Here is a 15823-nt window from a genome sequence, read left to right on the forward strand (position 1 = left end):
GTCGCAAATTCCTGCTGCCATGCGGCCGCGCGCTGTTGTACGATAGCGGCGCCGCAACATCGACCCCCTCAAGGAAGCGCGACGATGATTCTTTTGGCACAGCAGATTGGCGTGCAGCATATTGCCGGGCTCTTGGCGCTGTTCGCGCTATTGATTGTGGGCCTAGTGTTCGTGGCGGTGCTGACGCGATACTTTCGGCTTTACATTCAGTCAGTCACCAGCGGCGCCGGGATCGGCCTCATGGATCTGTGGGGGATGACCTTCCGCAAGATCAACCCGGCGGTGATCGTGCGCAGCAAGATCATGGCGGTGCAGGCGGGTTTGGGCGAGCAGACAGGCATCACCAGCAAGGCCTTGGAGGCGCACTATCTGGCGGGGGGCAACGTGCCGCAGGTAATCAAGGCAATCATCGCCGCCAACAAGGCCAAGACGATCGACCTCGATTTCAAGCTGGCCACCGCCATCGATCTGGCGGGACGCAGCGTGTTGGAAGCGGTGCAAACGAGCGTTTACCCCAAGGTGATTGATTGTCCTGGCGCGTCGAGCGCGCGCGACACCTTGGACGCGGTGGCGAAGAACGGCATTCAGCTCAAGGTGAAAGCCCGCGTGACGGTGCGGGCGAACCTGTTGCAATTGATCGGCGGCGCCACGGAGGAGACGATCATCGCGCGGGTAGGGGAGGGGATCGTGAGCGCGATTGGCTCGGCCGACACGCATACGCAGGTTTTGGAGAACCCGGACCGCATCTCGAAGGCGGTGTTGGCGCGGCGGCTTGATTCGCAGACGGCGTTCGAGATCGTGTCGATCGACATCGCCGACATCGACGTGGGGGACAATATCGGCGCGCGATTGCAGGCCGATCAGGCGGAGGCCGACACGCGCGTGGCGCAGGCCAAAGCCGAGAGCCGCCGCGCGATGGCGGTGGCGCGCGAGCAGGAGATGATCGCCGGCATTGAGGAGAGCCGCGCCAAGCTGGTCGAGGCCGAGGCGGAGGTGCCGCGGGCGATCGCCGAGGCGTTTCAGTCTGGTTCGCTTGGCATCTTGGACTATTACAAACTGCGCAATGTGCAGGCCGACACCGATATGCGAACTTCGCTGGCCACCAGCACCTCGCCCCGCGGCGGCAAGGCCGGGGAAAGGGGCTCGTGATGGCGAATCTCGGCGCGGTGTTATTAGCGCAAGCGAATGAGCTTGCGCTGGCGATGGCGTTTGTGTTCATGATCATTTCGTTCGTCGTCAAACTGGCGACGAACCGGATGCGGAACCAATTTCCTCCGGGGCAAGGGCAGCGCCCCCCGGAGATACCGGCGGTGCGGCGGGGACCGGCCGGCAACACGCCGCGCACGATGCAGGACCTGCGGGACGAGGTGGCCGAGTTTTTGCGCAAGGCGCAGTTAAAGGCGCAAGGACAACAACCGGCGCCAGCGCCGCCGCAATTGCCGAAGCGCAAGCAACAGCCCGCGGGAGGGCAGAAGGGGCAACGAACGGCGAAGCCACCCAAGCCGAAGCAGGCCGCCGCGCCCAAGGCGAGCGCCATGGGCGACGAGGTTTCGAAGCGGTCGCTGGACGCGAAGGTTCAGCAAGATTTGGATCACCAGGTCGGCACGCTGGGAAGATTGGCATCGGCACCAAGCACAGCGCAGGCGACGGCGGCAACCACCGCCCAGTCAGGCGAAGGGCTCGACCTTGTGGAACTGTTTCGCAATCGAGATCGACTGCGAGAGTTGATGCTGGTGAATGAGATCTTGCGCCGCCCGGCGGAACACTGGGATTGAATGAGATTAGGGAAGTCCCCTCATCCGGCCTGTGGCCACCCTCTCCCCGCGAGCGGGGCGAGGGGAAATGACGAACGCATTGCGTAGGGGCCGCCATGGCGGCCGGGCACATTCCGGCGTAGCCGCGGACCGGCGAAAGGAGCATGTCCACGCCAAAGCGTGGACATGGCACACTGAGGATGAACTGAGTCAGTAGCCAACAGGATAATCTGACGATGGCGAAGATCGAGATCGCGGCAGGCAAGACGCGGATTGGCTGGGTGGGCACCGGCGTGATGGGCGCGAGCATGTGCGGACACCTGCTCGACAAGGGGTTTGCCTGCACGGTGTTCAATCGCACCAAGGAGAAGGCGGCCGGGCTATTGGCCAAGGGCGCCCAATGGGCCGACAGTCCCAGGTCGGTGGCCGATGCGTCGGATGTGATTTTCACGATCGTTGGCTTTCCGCAGGACGTGCGCGAGACGGTGCTGGGCGCCAACGGCGCGCTGGCCGGTTCCAAGGCCGGGAACATCCTGGTCGATATGACGACCAGCGAGCCGTCGCTGGCAGTCGAGATCGCCGAGGCGGCGCGGGCCAAGGGCGTGCGCAGCATCGACGCGCCGGTGTCGGGGGGCGATGTCGGCGCGCGCGAGGCGCGGCTGTCGATCATGATTGGCGGGGACCAGGAGGCGGTCGACGCGCTCGCGCCGTGCTGGCAGGCGATGGGCAAGACGATCGTCTATCAAGGGCCGCACGGGGCAGGACAGCACACCAAGATGGTCAACCAGATCTTGATCGCCAGCTACATGGTGGGAGTGACCGAGGCGCTGCTCTACGGTTATCGCGCGGGGCTCAACCTGGAGACGGTGCTGGAGTCGGTGACTTCTGGCGCGGCGAATAGCTGGTCGCTGGCCAACCTGGGACCGCGGATGATGCGAGGCGACTACAAGCCGGGTTTCTTTGTGGAGCATTTCATCAAGGATATGGGGATCGCGCTGGCCGAGGCGCGGCGAATGAACCTGGCGCTGCCGGGGCTGGCGGTGGCGAATCAGCTTTACATCGCGCTGCAGGCGCAGGGGCATGGCCGCGACGGCACGCAGGCCTTGGTGCTGGCGCTGGCCAAGGTCTCGGGAGTCGACTGGCAGGCGAAGCCGACTGGTTGAGCGTCAATCGGCGGCGCGCCGCGCCGTGTAGAAGGGGCGGCAAGTGAGTCGGGCGCCGGCCTCCAACTGGGGGTCGAGCAGAAACTGGTCGAGCTCGGCATGGCCGGGAAACATCTCGGCGAAGAGATCGGCAACGGCGAGAAAGACGTCTAGCTCGTGCGCGGCATCCGAGGCGACGCACAACGCGACATGCTGCCGGGGGGATTGATCGTAGGCGACCCGCGCCAGATAGGCCCGGCGAATGGTCGCGGTTTCTTGCAACCTTTCAGCGGCGCGGCGTTTGAATTCTCTTTGGTGGGGGCCATCTTGCTCGCCGAGAAAGCGGATGACGTCGACGCTGAGCCAGCCCGCCGATTCGAGGGGGGGATCGCAATCGAGGCGCCAGGAGGAAGAGCCCATGCGAGGAACCTGCTGTGTTTAGAGGTCAAGCGCGAACGCGCGGTCGAGTAGCGCAAGCCTAGCTCAGATTGGCGCATGATAGAGGGTGGCGCGCCGCCGTGCGGCAGCAGAGCAATAACGCAGCGCTCGACTGTGACGCACGATGCCAAAAGGCAACAGCGCGCTCTAGAGGCTGGGGGCGACTTCGAGGCAGATTTCCAACAGTCGGCTGGGATTGACGAATCGCCGATTGGCCATTTTAAGCACGACGCTCTTCGATTACGGCAAGCAATCGCTCATACAGACCATTCAACCTGAGCGGCGGCAGCGTCGACCAGAGAAAGCCGCCATTTTTCAATAGCGTACACTCGCCGCCGGCTTCCTCGAACGATAGCTCATCGAAAGCTGCCCGAACGTCCAAGTCGTTGACCGTCAGCAGGTTACGAATTCTTGCATCGTCCAAAGTCGACAGTTCTCCATCCAGCTTTTCACCGCCCGCTTCGGCCAAGGCGCGAGCCCAACCGTCGTCGAGGTTGTCGGCGTTCTCATTTTGATCTACCGGCGCGATTTCCATGGCGCGCCAATCGGGACGAAAAGTGTAACTGAGCGATGTGCCATCACGCTCTCGTTGAAGGATGCGCGCGTAGTCGCGCACGAACTCGGTCAAGCGCGCGTGCATTACGAAGCTGCAGTCAAGCAACGAAACGGCGATACCGTCGAGATTGACATGCGCATGCTCGACTAAGGGCTCATCCGGAGCCAGGTTGTTGCCTGTTGCGATCAGAAAGAGATCCGTCAAGTCATCGTAGATGCCCATTGCCACTACTTCGGATGGATCGTGTTCCGACGCAACGTCGCGCCCATTCGCCTTCGCGGAGAAAACGGGTAGCAAGCCGCGTAGGGTAGCGAGCAGGGCGCGAAAGCGCGATTTGGCCGGCGCCTGGAATTCAAACATCGGCGCATAAACTTCTGGAAACAGGCACGTTGCGCGAATTGGTCCAAACCATCCGATGTCGCCAAACGGCTCGGTGTGCGCGCCGTGCAAACTGAGTTGCAAATCAATCGCGCGACGACTCCGCAAATTGAATCTAAAATCAACGGAAATCGAAGTCGCTGAGGTCACCGATTCACGAACGAGAGCCGCAAACTCGTCGCTGTCGATTGTCATTTTCAGCGTTGTCGGCCCGTTTTCCCAGTATTGTTCCATTTCTTCGTTTGTCGGTTCAAACGACGTCTCTTCAGAATCGACTCCTTTGTAGCTCTCACGGAAAATGCGCTTGACCGTCGCGCGAGCCGCAACTTGGCGCACGATGAGCAGAAAAGCTGATTCCAACTGACCCGGAAAGGGCCATGTGTCGATGCCGATCAGATAGTGACGCACTTGTGACCCCGCTGCAAAGGAAAAGCGACTACCTAATAGTCGGCATTGGCGCGAAAAAGGTTCGCCGCACCGCTCTACAGGCTGGGGGCGACTTCGAGGCAGATTTCCAACAGTCGGCTGGGATTGACGTTGGGATTGACCTTCTTGGCCTGGCCGATGAGCGCGCCGGCCGCCTTGGTGCGCCCTTCCTTGATGTCGGTGAGGATTTTTGGGTTCTTGGCCAATAGCTCGCGGCAGAGGGCGATCAGTTCCGACTCGTCGACCTGTGTGATGCCGCGCTCGCGAATGATCTCTTCGGCGGGCCTGCCGCTGGACACCATGTCGATAAACACCTCGCGGGCCCGGCTGGTGTCGAGATCGCCGCGTTTGACGCGCGACAATAGATCGGCGAACGCGGCGGGGCGCACCGGGAAGGTTTCGATCGTGAGTTGGCGATCGTTCAGTTCGCGGAGCACGTCCTGCTGAATCCAATTGCTGGCCAGGCGGCCATCGCCCGACAGTGTGGCTAGCTCGACGAAGTAATCGACCAGCGGCGGACCTTGGTTGACCAGCACATCGCTATCGTACGGCTTGATGCCGTAGGTCGCTTCGAGTCGGGTGCGCAGCGCGGCGGGGAGTTCGCCGAGGCCTGCGCGCACTTCGGCGAGTTGCGACTCACTGACGGTGACGGGGACCAGATCGGGCTCGGGAAAGTAGCGGTAGTCGCTCGATTCTTCTTTGTGTCGCTGGCCGCGGGTGACGTTGGCCTGATCGTCCCAGCCGCGGGTTTGCTTGGGGACTTCGCCCAGGCGGCGGCCCGTCTCCTGCCAGACCTGATATTGGCGGCCGGCTTCGTATTCCAACGCCCGCTCGACGGCGCGGAAGCTGTTCATGTTCTTGATTTCGACGATCGGCGTGGGGACTTTGCCGTCTGGCGTGTGGACGTGCAGGTTGATGTTGGCATCGACGCGCAGGCTGCCTTCCTGCATGTTGCAATCGGAGACGCCAAGGTAGGTGAGCAGCAGCTTGAGCTCGTTCAGAAAGGTTTTGGCCTCAAGCGCCGATCGCATATCGGGCTGGCTGACAATCTCCAACAGCGGTGTGCCGGTGCGGTTGAGGTCGATGCGGCTATCGGACTGGCCGGCGGCCTCGTCGTGCATGCTCTTGCCGGCGTCTTCTTCCAGATGAGCGCGGATGATGCCGACGCGCTTGGGTTGGAATTTGTCCTTGGGATCGCTGATGTCGAGCCAACCATCGTGGCTGAACGGCAGATCGTACTGGCTGATCTGGTAGCCCTTGGGCAGGTCGGGGTAGTAGTAGTTCTTGCGATCCCACTTGGTGTAGGTGGCGATCTGGCAATTGAGCGCCACCGCCGTGCGCAGCGACAGTTCGAACGCGCGGCGATTCATCACCGGCATCACGCCGGGCATGCCGATGCAGACGGGGCAGGTTTGCGTGTTGGGGGGGGAGCCGAAGCGGGTGCTGCAACCGCAGAACAGCTTGCTCTGGGTGAGTAGCTGTACGTGGATTTCGAGCCCGATGACGATATCGTAGGGAGCGCTCATGCGTGGGCCCCCGCGGTTTGAGCGAGATCGGGAAAGCGCTGGTGCCAGTTGGTGGCAGCCTGGAACATGTGCGCCGCGCGGAGCAGGCGTTCTTCTTCGAACGGGGGCGCTTGCAGTTGCAGGCCGACTGGGAGCCCAGCGGTGAAGCCGCAGGGAATCGAGATGCCGCCGACGCCGGCCAGATTGGCGCTGACGGTGTAGAGGTCGACCAGATACATCGAGAGGGGATCGTCGGACTTTTCGCCGATCTTGAATGCGGGGGCGGCGGTCACCGGGCCAGCGATTAGATCGCACTGCGCGAAGGCCTCGTCGTAGTCGCGGCGGATGAGGCGGCGGACCTTGAGGGCCTTGAGGTAATACGCGTCGTAGTAGCCGGCCGACAAGGCGTAGGTGCCGAGCATGATGCGGCGCTTGACCTCGGCGCCAAATCCTTCGGCGCGGCTTTGCCGATACATGCGGACCAGCGGCGTATCGAGATCGGCGACGGCGCCTTGCTTTTCGAGCGCGGCGCGTTCGGCGGCAAGCTCCTGATTCATGCGGGCCAGGTCGGTGCGATGGCCATAGTGGACGCCATCGTAGCGGGCCAGATTGCTGGAGGCCTCGCTGGGGGCGATGACGTAATACGTGGCCACGCCGTACTTGCCGTGCGGCAGGGAGACATCGACCACCTTGGCGCCGAGACTTTCGTAGACGCGAATCGCCTCGCGGACGGCGGATTCGACCTCGCTATCGAGTCCCTCGGCGAAGTGCTCGCGGACCAAGCCCAGCCGCAGACCGGCGAGCGGCTGGCGGACCGATTGGCTGTAAGCGGGCACCGGGCGATCGACCGAAGTGCTGTCGGCGGGATCATGCCCGGCGATGACTTCGAGCAGTAGCGCGCAGTCTTCGGCTGTCTTGGCGAGGGGACCGATCTGATCGAGACTGCTGGCGAAGGCGACCAGGCCAAAGCGGCTGACTCGGCCATAGGTGGGCTTGAGGCCAGTGACGCCACAAAGACCGGCGGGCTGGCGGATGGAGCCGCCGGTATCGGTACCGATCGACAGAGGCGCCATGCGGGCGGCAACGCAGGCAGCGGCGCCGCCGCTGGACCCGCCCGGGATGCGCGAGAGATCCCAGGGGTTGCCGGTTGTCTGGTAGGCGGAATTTTCGGTCGAGCCCCCCATGGCGAACTCGTCCATGTTGGTGCGGCCGACAAAAACGGCGTCGGCGTGGCGCAGCCGGCGGATAATCGCGGCGTCGTAGGGGGCGCGGAAGTCTTTGAGAATTTTGGAGCCGCAGGTGGTCAGCTCGCCTTGGGCGCAAATCACATCTTTGATGGCGATGGGCAGGCCGGCCAGTTTGCCGAGGGGCTGCCGGAGCTTGCGCCGCTCGTCGATGCGTTCCGCCTGCTCGAGCGCGCCAGCGCGATCGACGCGGAGATAGGATTTGACCGCGCCATCGTAGCGCTCGATCTGATCGAGATAGGCAGTGGTGATCTCGACCGACGTGGCCGCGCCTTGGGCCATGAGATCCAGCAGTTCGATGGCGGTTCGATCGACGAGCGACATAAGGAGTTGAGCGAGGTTGGCTTGTGGATCGAATTGCCAGCGGGCCGCATGCGCCGCGACCGGAGCGGTGGTTAATCTCCCAGAACGGCGGGCACCAGGTAGCACTCGTCGTCGTGCTGCGGGGCGTTGGCCAGGGCCTCTTTGCGGGGGAGGCTCTCGCGGACTTCGTCTTCGCGGAAGACGTTGGTCAACTCGATGGCGTGCGCCATCGGTTGGACATTGTCGGTGTTCAACTCGGCGAGTAGATGCATGTAGTCGACGATGTGGCCGAGCTGCGCGGTCATCGTGTCGAGTTCGTCGGGCGATAGCCGCAGGCGCGCCAGCAGCGAGACTTTTTCGACTTCCTGACGGGTGAGCGGCATGGGGAAACGGCGACTCCCAAAAGTTCGGGCGCGCGGCGGCGACTCGCCAATCCGCAGCGGCCGAGCTAGGCGTTGGTGGGGAGCTTGAACGGCTTGGCGCGGACGGTCTTGGTGATGGCGCCAGAGCGGATGCACTGGGTACAGACGCGCATCGACTTGCTCGTGCCTTTGACCGTGACGTGGACGTTCTGCAGATTCGGTTTGAACTGCCGGCGGGAGATGCCGGTGACCTTGGTGCCGACGCCGCCTAGATACTTGGCCTTACCTCGGGTGGTGACCGAGTTGCCCATCTGAGGCGCCTTGCCGCAGACTTCGCACATCTGAGCCATCGTAACGCTCCAATATTCTTTGTTAGGCACTGAACCTAACGGGTCGTAAGCTTCGCGATTGTTCGGGCCGTTGAAGTCGGCAATCACTCTTAGGCACTAAACCTAATGTGACTGTCAGCTTCGTGATTTCTCGGGCCGATGAAGCCCGCGAACGCTTTTTGACGCGAGTTGAAACCTCGCATTATACGAATCGGGGGCGAGTCCGCAACGGCGCGCGGTGGGCCAAACGCCTGCTAAACTCGCGACTTACGCCATTTGGGTTTGGGGCTGTTCCAGGGAAATCGCTCGATGTATATCGTGATTGCGGCACTGGTCATGGCGATGGGCTGGAGCATTCGCGGACGCTACGGCCACGGCACCGGCGCGATGATGCCGGGGGCGATGCTGGCCATGTTTCTGGCGGTGACGTCGTGCCGGCCCGACTGGCAGCGGCGCGCCGCGATAGCCGGGCTGGCCGGCGCGCTGGGCTGGGCCTTTGGCGGGCAGACGAGCTACGGCCTGTTGGTGGGCTACACGGCATCGGGGGAGTTTGGAACGATCCTTTATGGCTATTGGACCTTTGTGCTGGCGGGCGGCATGTGGGGGGCGATTGGTGGCGGCATCTTGGGACTGGCGCTGACCGAGAAGCGATCGGACCTGAGCCAGTACATCCTGCCGCTGACGTTGATCGGCGCGATTTGGATTGTGGCCAATGTGAGCGGCGCGCGCGAGGGGCTGCCCGACCTGTACGACACGAGTTGGTTTGAGACGACCAGCGCGCTGGCGGTGGCTTTGGTGGTGGGGCTGGTCGCGCCGAGCGCTCGACGAGCGTGCAGGTTGATCGCGCTATTGTGCATTGGCTGGTGGCTGGGGCTGGGAATCTTGACGCTCGCGCTGGGGCTGCGGCTGAACCCGCCGCGGAGCGATAGCTGGGCCGGTTGCCTGGGGGTGACCATCGCGCTACTGGCGTATCTGTGGACGACACGGAATCGCGCTGCGCTAATGCTCGCGCAATATGGACTGTTGGCCGGGGCGCTGGGCTTTTTTATTGGGGACTTTGTGCAGATCGTGCAGCGCTGGCACTGGGGGCCGTTTCAATACGCGGCACTGCAGGAGCATCGGGGCTGGTCGAAGATGGAGATGCTGTTTGGCCTCGTGATGGGGGGCGGCGTGGCGTATGGGGCGCGGCGACTGGCGCGCGAGGGGCTGGCGGTGCCGATCGAAGACGCGCCGCGCAGCGTGCTGAACGAGTTCGCGGTGTTGTACCTGTTCGTGCCGATGATGTGGTGGAACTTTTCGCGCAACATCACACTGTGGCAGGATGCGGAGTTGTTTCCTCCTAAGGTGCTAGGCATGGCCGGCGATTGGTGGGCGCTGGCGGCGGGAATGCTGCTGACCGCGCTGGTGGTGGGGACGGTGTGGCGCTATCGAACGGCGGGCCTGGCGTTTGTGCCGCGGACGGCGCTGGGGAAGGGACAGCTTCTCTTGCTCGTGTTGATGTGGCTGATCGTCGGGGCGTCATTCGCCGGCATGATGGGGCAGCACGACGAGCCGGGGGTGATCCAGTCGGAGATGTTTTATCTGGTGTGCGCTAGCGCGGCGAGTTGGTGGCTGGTGGCGGATTGCCGAAATTCGACGCCGGCGATGGCGCCCGTGCGGGCGGCGAGCGACGAACATTGGCGGCCGGGTAGAGTGTATCTGGCGCTGTGGGGCGCGTTGCCACTGTTGGTGCTGCTGGCGGCGTGGATGAGCTATGCGATTGCGGAAGGCAGATAAGTCGGAGGGGTGATGCTATGAATGAATCGCAAGAATTTGAGAATTGCAGATTTTGCAGACTGGGAACGCCGTACGCAGCCCAAGAGGACGACTCACCTTTGAGTCAGCTGAATGAGAAGCTCAGCAGAGAATTCCAAAAGGCCTACTCGATTCCGGGCTTCTATCTTGACCGACAGAGCACAGGGAACTATTTGGCGTCGGTGCAGTTCAGGAGGGACCGGGACATCGGGAGGTTTGAAAGCAAGGGGAGACGCCAGAAGCTGGAGGACGCTGTTTACGCTGCGTTGGAAAACGCCGGGCTCGGCGCCCGAGAGCAGATATCAGTGCGGTTCGATTACGATTCCAGAGAGAGCCAGAAGTCCCTGAAACGTCCGATGCGCATTCCCACCCCCGAAGATTTTGCTCGTGCTGAGCGAAAGGAGCGTGAGCGATGGCACAACCTGAGCTTGGCGTCTGAAGCGATCAAAGAACGCCTTTCCAAAATGCCCCCATTTCACGATTTCTGGATTTTGCCATTTCGCGCCGCCAAGTTCTCTGCCTATGTGTTCTTGAAAAACGATAAAGACATCGACGCTTGCAAAAACAGCGGCATGGTTCGGGACATGATCGACATCGTCTACGACGAACTAGAACGCGTCGGTCGGGGAAGTCGAAGCGAGATCACGGTGCATTTTGAGTTCGATTCCGACGAGAACGTACAGGCCCAGTTTCATGGAAACTACTGGAATCGACTGCGTTAATGGGTCAGGCAGAGCTGGCTGTGAGTGATCGTGATACGCCTCGTTCGAATTCCCGCTCTGCTTGCCGCTGGCAATTCGCAGAAATACAATCGCCGTTTCGCACTTATCGGGTCACTACTTTTGAAGCGGGAAATTGAGATGCGCCGACCGCTTGGGTCGATCTTGGGATCTGCGTCGCTGGCATGGCTGCTCGCGCTGGGCGCCTGCTTGACGGGTTGCTCGAACTCGGCCGGCACGCCGGGCGCCGCCGCCGCGGCGGGGGGCTCGCGGTACATCATTTTGATGAACAACGAGTCGCCGTTCTGGGACGCCGTGCGGGTGGGCATGAACGAAGAGGCCAAGCGGCTTGGCGTCGACGCGGTGCTGGAGCCGAATTCGACCGGGCCGGCCGGGCAGATCGAGAAGCTACGGCAGTACGGCACGCAGTCGGACATTGCCGGCGTGGCGGTGTGCGCCGCAGACGCAGCGAACGCCAGCCTGGTTGACGAGATGCGCAAGCTGGCCGAGCGCGGCATACCGATCATCACGCTCGATTCCGACGTTGATCGCGGCAAGTTCCGCGACGCGCGGTTCGCGTTCATCGGCACCGACAACTTGAAGGGGGGCAAGACGCTCGGCGTGGCGGCCAAGAATCTTGTGCCCGACGGCGGGGCGTATGTGCAGTTTGTGGGACGGATCGGGGCGCAGAACGCGATTGAGCGGATGGACGGCTTCAAGGAAGGCGCCGGCGAGAAACTGGTCGAGCGCGACCGCATGGGGGACGAGACCGATCGCACACGTGCCCGCGAGAATGTGCGCAACGCGATTCGCAATCATCCCGACGCCAATGTGCTGGTAGGCATCTGGTCGTACAACGCGCCAGCCATTGCCGAGATCGTGAAAGCGGAAGACAAGCAAGACAAGATCACGGTGGTGGCCTTCGACGCCGAGCAGCAGGCGATCAATTACCTGGAGCAGGGATTGATTCAGGTGCTGGTGGTGCAGAATCCGTACGAGATGGGGGCGCAAAGCGTGCGGCTCTTGAAGTCGCTGAAGGAAAAGGACGACGCGACCGTCAAGGAGATGTTTCCGAACCACGGTCAGCCGGAGGGCGACTTGTACGACACCGGGTTAAAGGTGGTTGTGCCCGACGGCTCTCCGCTGAAGGCGGAGATGTTCGACTCGAACGTGCAATTCATGCCGGTGGCGGAGTTTCGGGCGTGGTTGGCCAAGTACAACCTGAACGCCTCATGAGCGGCGAGACGGGCCTGGCGCGGCGGATGCTGGGGGGCGCGCGGACCGAGATCGGTCTGGCGATCTCGATTGTGGTGGTGGTGCTGCTGACGGCCTGGATCGACAGCCAGCACAACTATTGGCATCAGCCGGCGGCCAGCGCGCGCGACATTGTGCGGCAGGCGTCGCTGTTGGGCATCTTCACGCTCGGCAGCGCGGTGGTGATCATCGCGGGGGGGATCGATCTTTCGCCCGGCTCGGTGATCGCGTTCAGCGGCACGGTATGCGCGTCGTTGCTGCTGCTACTAGCGCCTGAGCAGATGGAGTCGGCGCAGCCGCTGGGGGCGTGGGTGATTGGCGCGGCGATCGCCGGCACGATCGTGGTCGGTTTTTTGATTGGCACATTGCACGCGTGGCTCATCACCGTGGTGGGTCTGCCGCCGTTCATCGCCACGTTGGCCACGCTGGTTGGTCTGCGGAGCCTGGGGCGGAGCGTGGTGTCTGAGGTGACGCTGTTGACGTTGGGGAACAAGCGAACGCAGATCGATCTGTTCGATCCGTCGTTTCGGTACCTGGCGACGAGCGTCTGGATACCGGCGGTGATGTTTTTGGCGCTGGCGGTGTTCACGTCGATCCTCTTGTCGCGCACCGTGATCGGTCGCCATCTGTACGCCTTGGGCGGCAACGAAGAAGCGGCGCGGCTGTCGGGCATTCGCACTGATCGCTTGAAGTGGTTTGCCTACTGCGTGGGGAGCATCACGTCTTCGATCGCGGGCATTCTGTACATCGCCGATCAAAGTGTGGCGGCGCCGGAGACGCTGGGTCGGGGTTATGAGTTGAACGCGATTGCGGCGGCCGTGGTGGGCGGGTGCAGCCTGCAAGGGGGAATCGGCAACGTGCCGGGGACAGTGTTGGGAGTGATCTTTCTGCGGGTGGTGATCGACGGCGTGGCCAAGATCATCAAGACGGGCGCTGACGTTTATGAAGGGATGATCGTGGGGGTGCTGGTGGTGATCGCCGTGGCCATCAGCCAACTGCGCGAGGCGGGGGCAGCGCGCAAGGAGTTTTTTCCGGGCGCGCTGGGCGCCGTGTCGGCGGTGACGCTCGCGCTGTTGGCGGCGCTGGTCGCGGCGCTATTGGGTAGCCGCGGTTACGGCGTGGCCGCTGGCGTGATGGCGATCACGGCGATTGGCGGCGTCAAGCTGTGGCAGCAGCGGCGCGCCGCGCGTTTGTAGCGGCGGGGAAATTCTTCACCTACACTGTGGACCAGTTGCTCTTTCAACCGGTCCTTCGTGGTGAACTTGCGATGCGTGCGTGTGCTCGAAATATGTCGGCGGCGGTGTGTGTTTTGTGGGCGCTCGCGGGCGGAAGTTCGCTGGCGGCGGGGCCGCGTTCGCTGCCCGAGGGAGAGTTGCCCAACGACGCGCGGCTGGGGCCGCTAAAGACGCTGAACGATTATTTTCCGTTGGACGTTCCGGCCAGTCGCGAGGCCTGGGAAAAGCGCGCGGCCGAAGTGCGGCGGCAGATGCTGGTGGCCTTGGGTTTGTGGCCCATGCCCGAGAAGACTCCGTTGGAACCGGTGATTCATGGCCGTGTGGAGCGCGACGGCTACACCGTGGACAAGGTGTATTTGCAAAGCTGGCCGGGGCATTTTGTGACGGGCAATCTGTATCGGCCGACCGGCCGGGCCGGCAAGTTGCCGGCGGTGCTTTGCCCGCATGGGCATTGGACGAACGGGCGGTTTCAGGATCACGGCGAGAAGGAAGTGGAGAAGGAGATCACGGCGGGGGCGGAGCAGTTCAGCAAGGGGGGCCGGCATGTGATTCAGGCCCGCTGCGTGCAACTGGCGCGGATGGGGTGCGTGGTGTTCCACTACGACATGGTGGGCTATGCCGACAGCATGCAGCTTGAGCACCGGCCGGGCGTGCGCGAGGCGATGAACACGCCAGAGAACTGGGGGTACTTCAGTCCGCAGGCCGAGCTGCGCTTGCAGCACATGATGGGATTGCAGGCGTACAACACGATACGGGCGCTCGATTTTTTGCTGGGCCTACCGGAGGTCGACGCGGCTCGCGTGGGGGTGACGGGCGCCAGCGGGGGCGGCACGCAGACGTTCATCTTGTGCGCGATCGATCCACGGCCGAAGGTGGCCTTTCCGGCGGTGATGGTGTCAACGGCGATGCAGGGGGGCTGCACCTGCGAGAACTGCGACTTTCTACGCGTGGGGACGGGCAACGTGGAATTCGCCGGGCTGTTCTGCCCCAAGCCGCTGGGGATGACGGCGGCGAACGACTGGACCGTGGAGATGGAAACCAAGGGCCTGCCAGAACTGAAACGGCTGTACGCACTATACGGCGCGGAAGACAACGTGGACCTGGCGGCGTTTTTGCAGTTTGGCCACAACTACAACTATGTGAGCCGGGGCGTGATGTATGGCTGGATGAATCGGCATTTGCCGCTGGGGTTGGAACCGCTGCCGGCGGAAGAAGATTTTGAGCCGCTGTCGATCGCCGAGATGAGCGTGTGGGACAAGGATCATCCACGGCCGCCGAGCGGCGAGGCGTATGAGCGGTCGCTGTTGGCGACGATCAACGCCGACAGCGAAAAGCAGATCGCGGCGCTGGCGCCGCGCGACAAGGAGTCGCTAGCGCAATTTCGCGAGGTGGTGGGAGGAGCGTGGCATGCAATGATCGGGCGCGGCATGCCCGAGCCGGGGAGCGTGACGATGCAGATCACCAGCAGCGATGTCGACGAGTACGAAGAGCACTCGGTGCTGCTGCGCGACGAGGCACGCGGCGCCGAGATTCCGGCGCTGGGGTTGTTGCCGGCGGGGAAGTGGAATCGGACGGTGGTGCTGTGGATTTCGCCGCGCGGCAAACAGTCGCTGTACGGCACGGATGATGAGGTAATCGGGCCGGTGCGACAGTTGCTCAAGGCGGGGAACGCGGTGTTCGGCATCGACCTGTTGTATCAGGGAGAGTATCTGAAAGACGGTAAGCCGCTGGAAAAGCAACCGATGGTGGCCGACGCGCTGGTGGGGTACGACGCCTATACCTACGGATACAACCATCCGCTGTTTGCCCAACGAGTACACGACATTTTGACGCTGGTGAGCTTTGCGCGCAACTATGAGGACAAGCCCGAGCGAGTGCATGTGGTGGCGCTCGAAGGAGCAGGGCACTGGGCCGCCGCGGCGAAGGCGGTGGCGGGAGACCAGATCGACCGCTTGGCGATCGACACGGCGGGCTTTCGGTTTGGCAAAGTCACGGACTTCGCCGATCCCGATTTTCTGCCGGGGAGCGTGAAGTATGGCGACCTGCCGGGGCTATTGGCATTGTGCGCGGGGAGCGAGCTTTGGATCGCGGGAGAGGGGGGCGAGACGCCGGAACTGCTGAAGGGCGCGGCGGAGGCGGCGGGCGCCACGGAGAAGATTTCGATGCAAGGGAGCGAGGGCGAGGGGATTGAGGCCGCGCTGGAATGGGTGGCGCGGTGAGCGCCTCAGCCGCGTAATAGCGGCCCATCATGATAGACGGCCCATACGACCCAAGCGCCTTGCGGGGCCCAGGCCAGCGCGAGGATGATGCCGAGGCGGTCGCTCCAGATTGGTGCGTGAAAGAGTAGTCGAAAATAGCCGAGAACTATAGAAAGCGCCGCCAAC

14 protein-coding genes are annotated in these 15823 nt (G+C 62.9%); 8 read left to right on the forward strand and 6 right to left on the reverse strand.

Going from position 1 to position 15823, the window contains the following annotated elements:
- The first annotated feature begins 84 nt into the window (after positions 1–84).
- From floA to K1X71_08365, 3 genes are all read left to right on the forward strand, one after another.
- A complete protein-coding gene (gene floA / locus K1X71_08355; protein MBX7073147.1) occupies positions 85–1149 on the forward strand; it encodes a flotillin-like protein FloA in 1065 nt (354 codons plus the stop codon).
- On the forward strand, positions 1149–1775 hold the full coding sequence (locus K1X71_08360) for a hypothetical protein (GenBank protein MBX7073148.1): 627 nt from the start codon (positions 1149–1151) through the stop codon (positions 1773–1775). Before floA ends, K1X71_08360 begins: the two co-directional genes overlap by 1 nt.
- A gap of 230 nt (positions 1776–2005) precedes the next feature.
- On the forward strand, positions 2006–2917 hold the full coding sequence (locus tag K1X71_08365; protein MBX7073149.1) for an NAD(P)-dependent oxidoreductase: 912 nt from the start codon (positions 2006–2008) through the stop codon (positions 2915–2917).
- Between the two features lie 3 nt (positions 2918–2920).
- Here the strand turns inward: K1X71_08365 and K1X71_08370 are convergent, their stop codons facing one another.
- From K1X71_08370 to rpmB, 6 genes are all read right to left on the reverse strand, one after another.
- Entirely contained in the window at positions 2921–3316 is a 396-nt protein-coding gene (locus tag K1X71_08370; GenBank protein ID MBX7073150.1) for an enhanced serine sensitivity protein SseB C-terminal domain-containing protein, read from the reverse strand.
- 238 nt (positions 3317–3554) lie between these two features.
- Positions 3555–4676 carry a hypothetical protein gene (locus K1X71_08375; protein MBX7073151.1) on the reverse strand — a complete coding sequence of 374 codons (1122 nt, stop codon included), beginning with the start codon at positions 4674–4676 and terminating at the stop codon, positions 3555–3557.
- A 74-nt stretch (positions 4677–4750) separates the two neighbouring features.
- The gene (gene gatB, locus K1X71_08380; protein MBX7073152.1) at positions 4751–6220 is read right to left on the reverse strand and encodes an Asp-tRNA(Asn)/Glu-tRNA(Gln) amidotransferase subunit GatB; all 1470 of its coding nucleotides are present in this window, start codon (positions 6218–6220) and stop codon (positions 4751–4753) included.
- Entirely contained in the window at positions 6217–7767 is a 1551-nt protein-coding gene (gene gatA / locus K1X71_08385) for an Asp-tRNA(Asn)/Glu-tRNA(Gln) amidotransferase subunit GatA (protein MBX7073153.1), read from the reverse strand. The genes gatB and gatA overlap by 4 nt, the downstream gene beginning before the upstream one ends.
- A gap of 71 nt (positions 7768–7838) precedes the next feature.
- Positions 7839–8129, reverse strand: coding sequence for an Asp-tRNA(Asn)/Glu-tRNA(Gln) amidotransferase subunit GatC (gene gatC / locus K1X71_08390; GenBank protein ID MBX7073154.1), 291 nt, complete (start codon positions 8127–8129; stop codon positions 7839–7841).
- A 65-nt stretch (positions 8130–8194) separates the two neighbouring features.
- The gene (gene rpmB, locus K1X71_08395; protein MBX7073155.1) at positions 8195–8458 is read right to left on the reverse strand and encodes a 50S ribosomal protein L28; all 264 of its coding nucleotides are present in this window, start codon (positions 8456–8458) and stop codon (positions 8195–8197) included.
- Positions 8459–8746: 288 nt separating this feature from the next.
- Here rpmB and K1X71_08400 point away from each other — a divergent pair, with 288 nt between their 5' ends.
- From K1X71_08400 to K1X71_08420, 5 genes are all read left to right on the forward strand, one after another.
- A complete protein-coding gene (locus K1X71_08400; GenBank protein ID MBX7073156.1) occupies positions 8747–10213 on the forward strand; it encodes a hypothetical protein in 1467 nt (488 codons plus the stop codon).
- Between the two features lie 17 nt (positions 10214–10230).
- Positions 10231–10953: a hypothetical protein gene (locus K1X71_08405; GenBank protein MBX7073157.1), complete on the forward strand. Its 723-nt coding sequence runs from the start codon at positions 10231–10233 to the stop codon at positions 10951–10953.
- Between the two features lie 138 nt (positions 10954–11091).
- Positions 11092–12186 carry a substrate-binding domain-containing protein gene (locus tag K1X71_08410; GenBank protein MBX7073158.1) on the forward strand — a complete coding sequence of 365 codons (1095 nt, stop codon included), beginning with the start codon at positions 11092–11094 and terminating at the stop codon, positions 12184–12186.
- Positions 12183–13400: an ABC transporter permease gene (locus tag K1X71_08415; protein MBX7073159.1), complete on the forward strand. Its 1218-nt coding sequence runs from the start codon at positions 12183–12185 to the stop codon at positions 13398–13400. Before K1X71_08410 ends, K1X71_08415 begins: the two co-directional genes overlap by 4 nt.
- Positions 13401–13471: 71 nt before the next feature.
- The gene (locus tag K1X71_08420) at positions 13472–15658 is read left to right on the forward strand and encodes an acetylxylan esterase (protein MBX7073160.1); all 2187 of its coding nucleotides are present in this window, start codon (positions 13472–13474) and stop codon (positions 15656–15658) included.
- The last annotated feature ends 165 nt before the right edge of the window (positions 15659–15823 follow it).

This window comes from Pirellulales bacterium (assembly GCA_019694455.1).
Classification (GTDB): Bacteria; Planctomycetota; Planctomycetia; order Pirellulales; family JAEUIK01; genus JAIBBY01.

Coding starts and splice junctions, on each gene's coding strand:
- gatC (MBX7073154.1), bottom strand. CDS start 8,129: ATGCCGCTCACCCGTCAGGAAGTCGAAAAAGTCTCGCTGCTGGCGCGC.
- K1X71_08360 (MBX7073148.1), top strand. CDS start 1,149: ATGGCGAATCTCGGCGCGGTGTTATTAGCGCAAGCGAATGAGCTTGCG.
- gatB (MBX7073152.1), bottom strand. CDS start 6,220: ATGAGCGCTCCCTACGATATCGTCATCGGGCTCGAAATCCACGTACAG.
- gatA (MBX7073153.1), bottom strand. CDS start 7,767: ATGTCGCTCGTCGATCGAACCGCCATCGAACTGCTGGATCTCATGGCC.
- K1X71_08400 (MBX7073156.1), top strand. CDS start 8,747: ATGTATATCGTGATTGCGGCACTGGTCATGGCGATGGGCTGGAGCATT.
- floA (MBX7073147.1), top strand. CDS start 85: ATGATTCTTTTGGCACAGCAGATTGGCGTGCAGCATATTGCCGGGCTC.
- K1X71_08410 (MBX7073158.1), top strand. CDS start 11,092: ATGCGCCGACCGCTTGGGTCGATCTTGGGATCTGCGTCGCTGGCATGG.
- K1X71_08405 (MBX7073157.1), top strand. CDS start 10,231: ATGAATGAATCGCAAGAATTTGAGAATTGCAGATTTTGCAGACTGGGA.
- K1X71_08370 (MBX7073150.1), bottom strand. CDS start 3,316: ATGGGCTCTTCCTCCTGGCGCCTCGATTGCGATCCCCCCCTCGAATCG.
- K1X71_08415 (MBX7073159.1), top strand. CDS start 12,183: ATGAGCGGCGAGACGGGCCTGGCGCGGCGGATGCTGGGGGGCGCGCGG.
- rpmB (MBX7073155.1), bottom strand. CDS start 8,458: ATGGCTCAGATGTGCGAAGTCTGCGGCAAGGCGCCTCAGATGGGCAAC.
- K1X71_08420 (MBX7073160.1), top strand. CDS start 13,472: ATGCGTGCGTGTGCTCGAAATATGTCGGCGGCGGTGTGTGTTTTGTGG.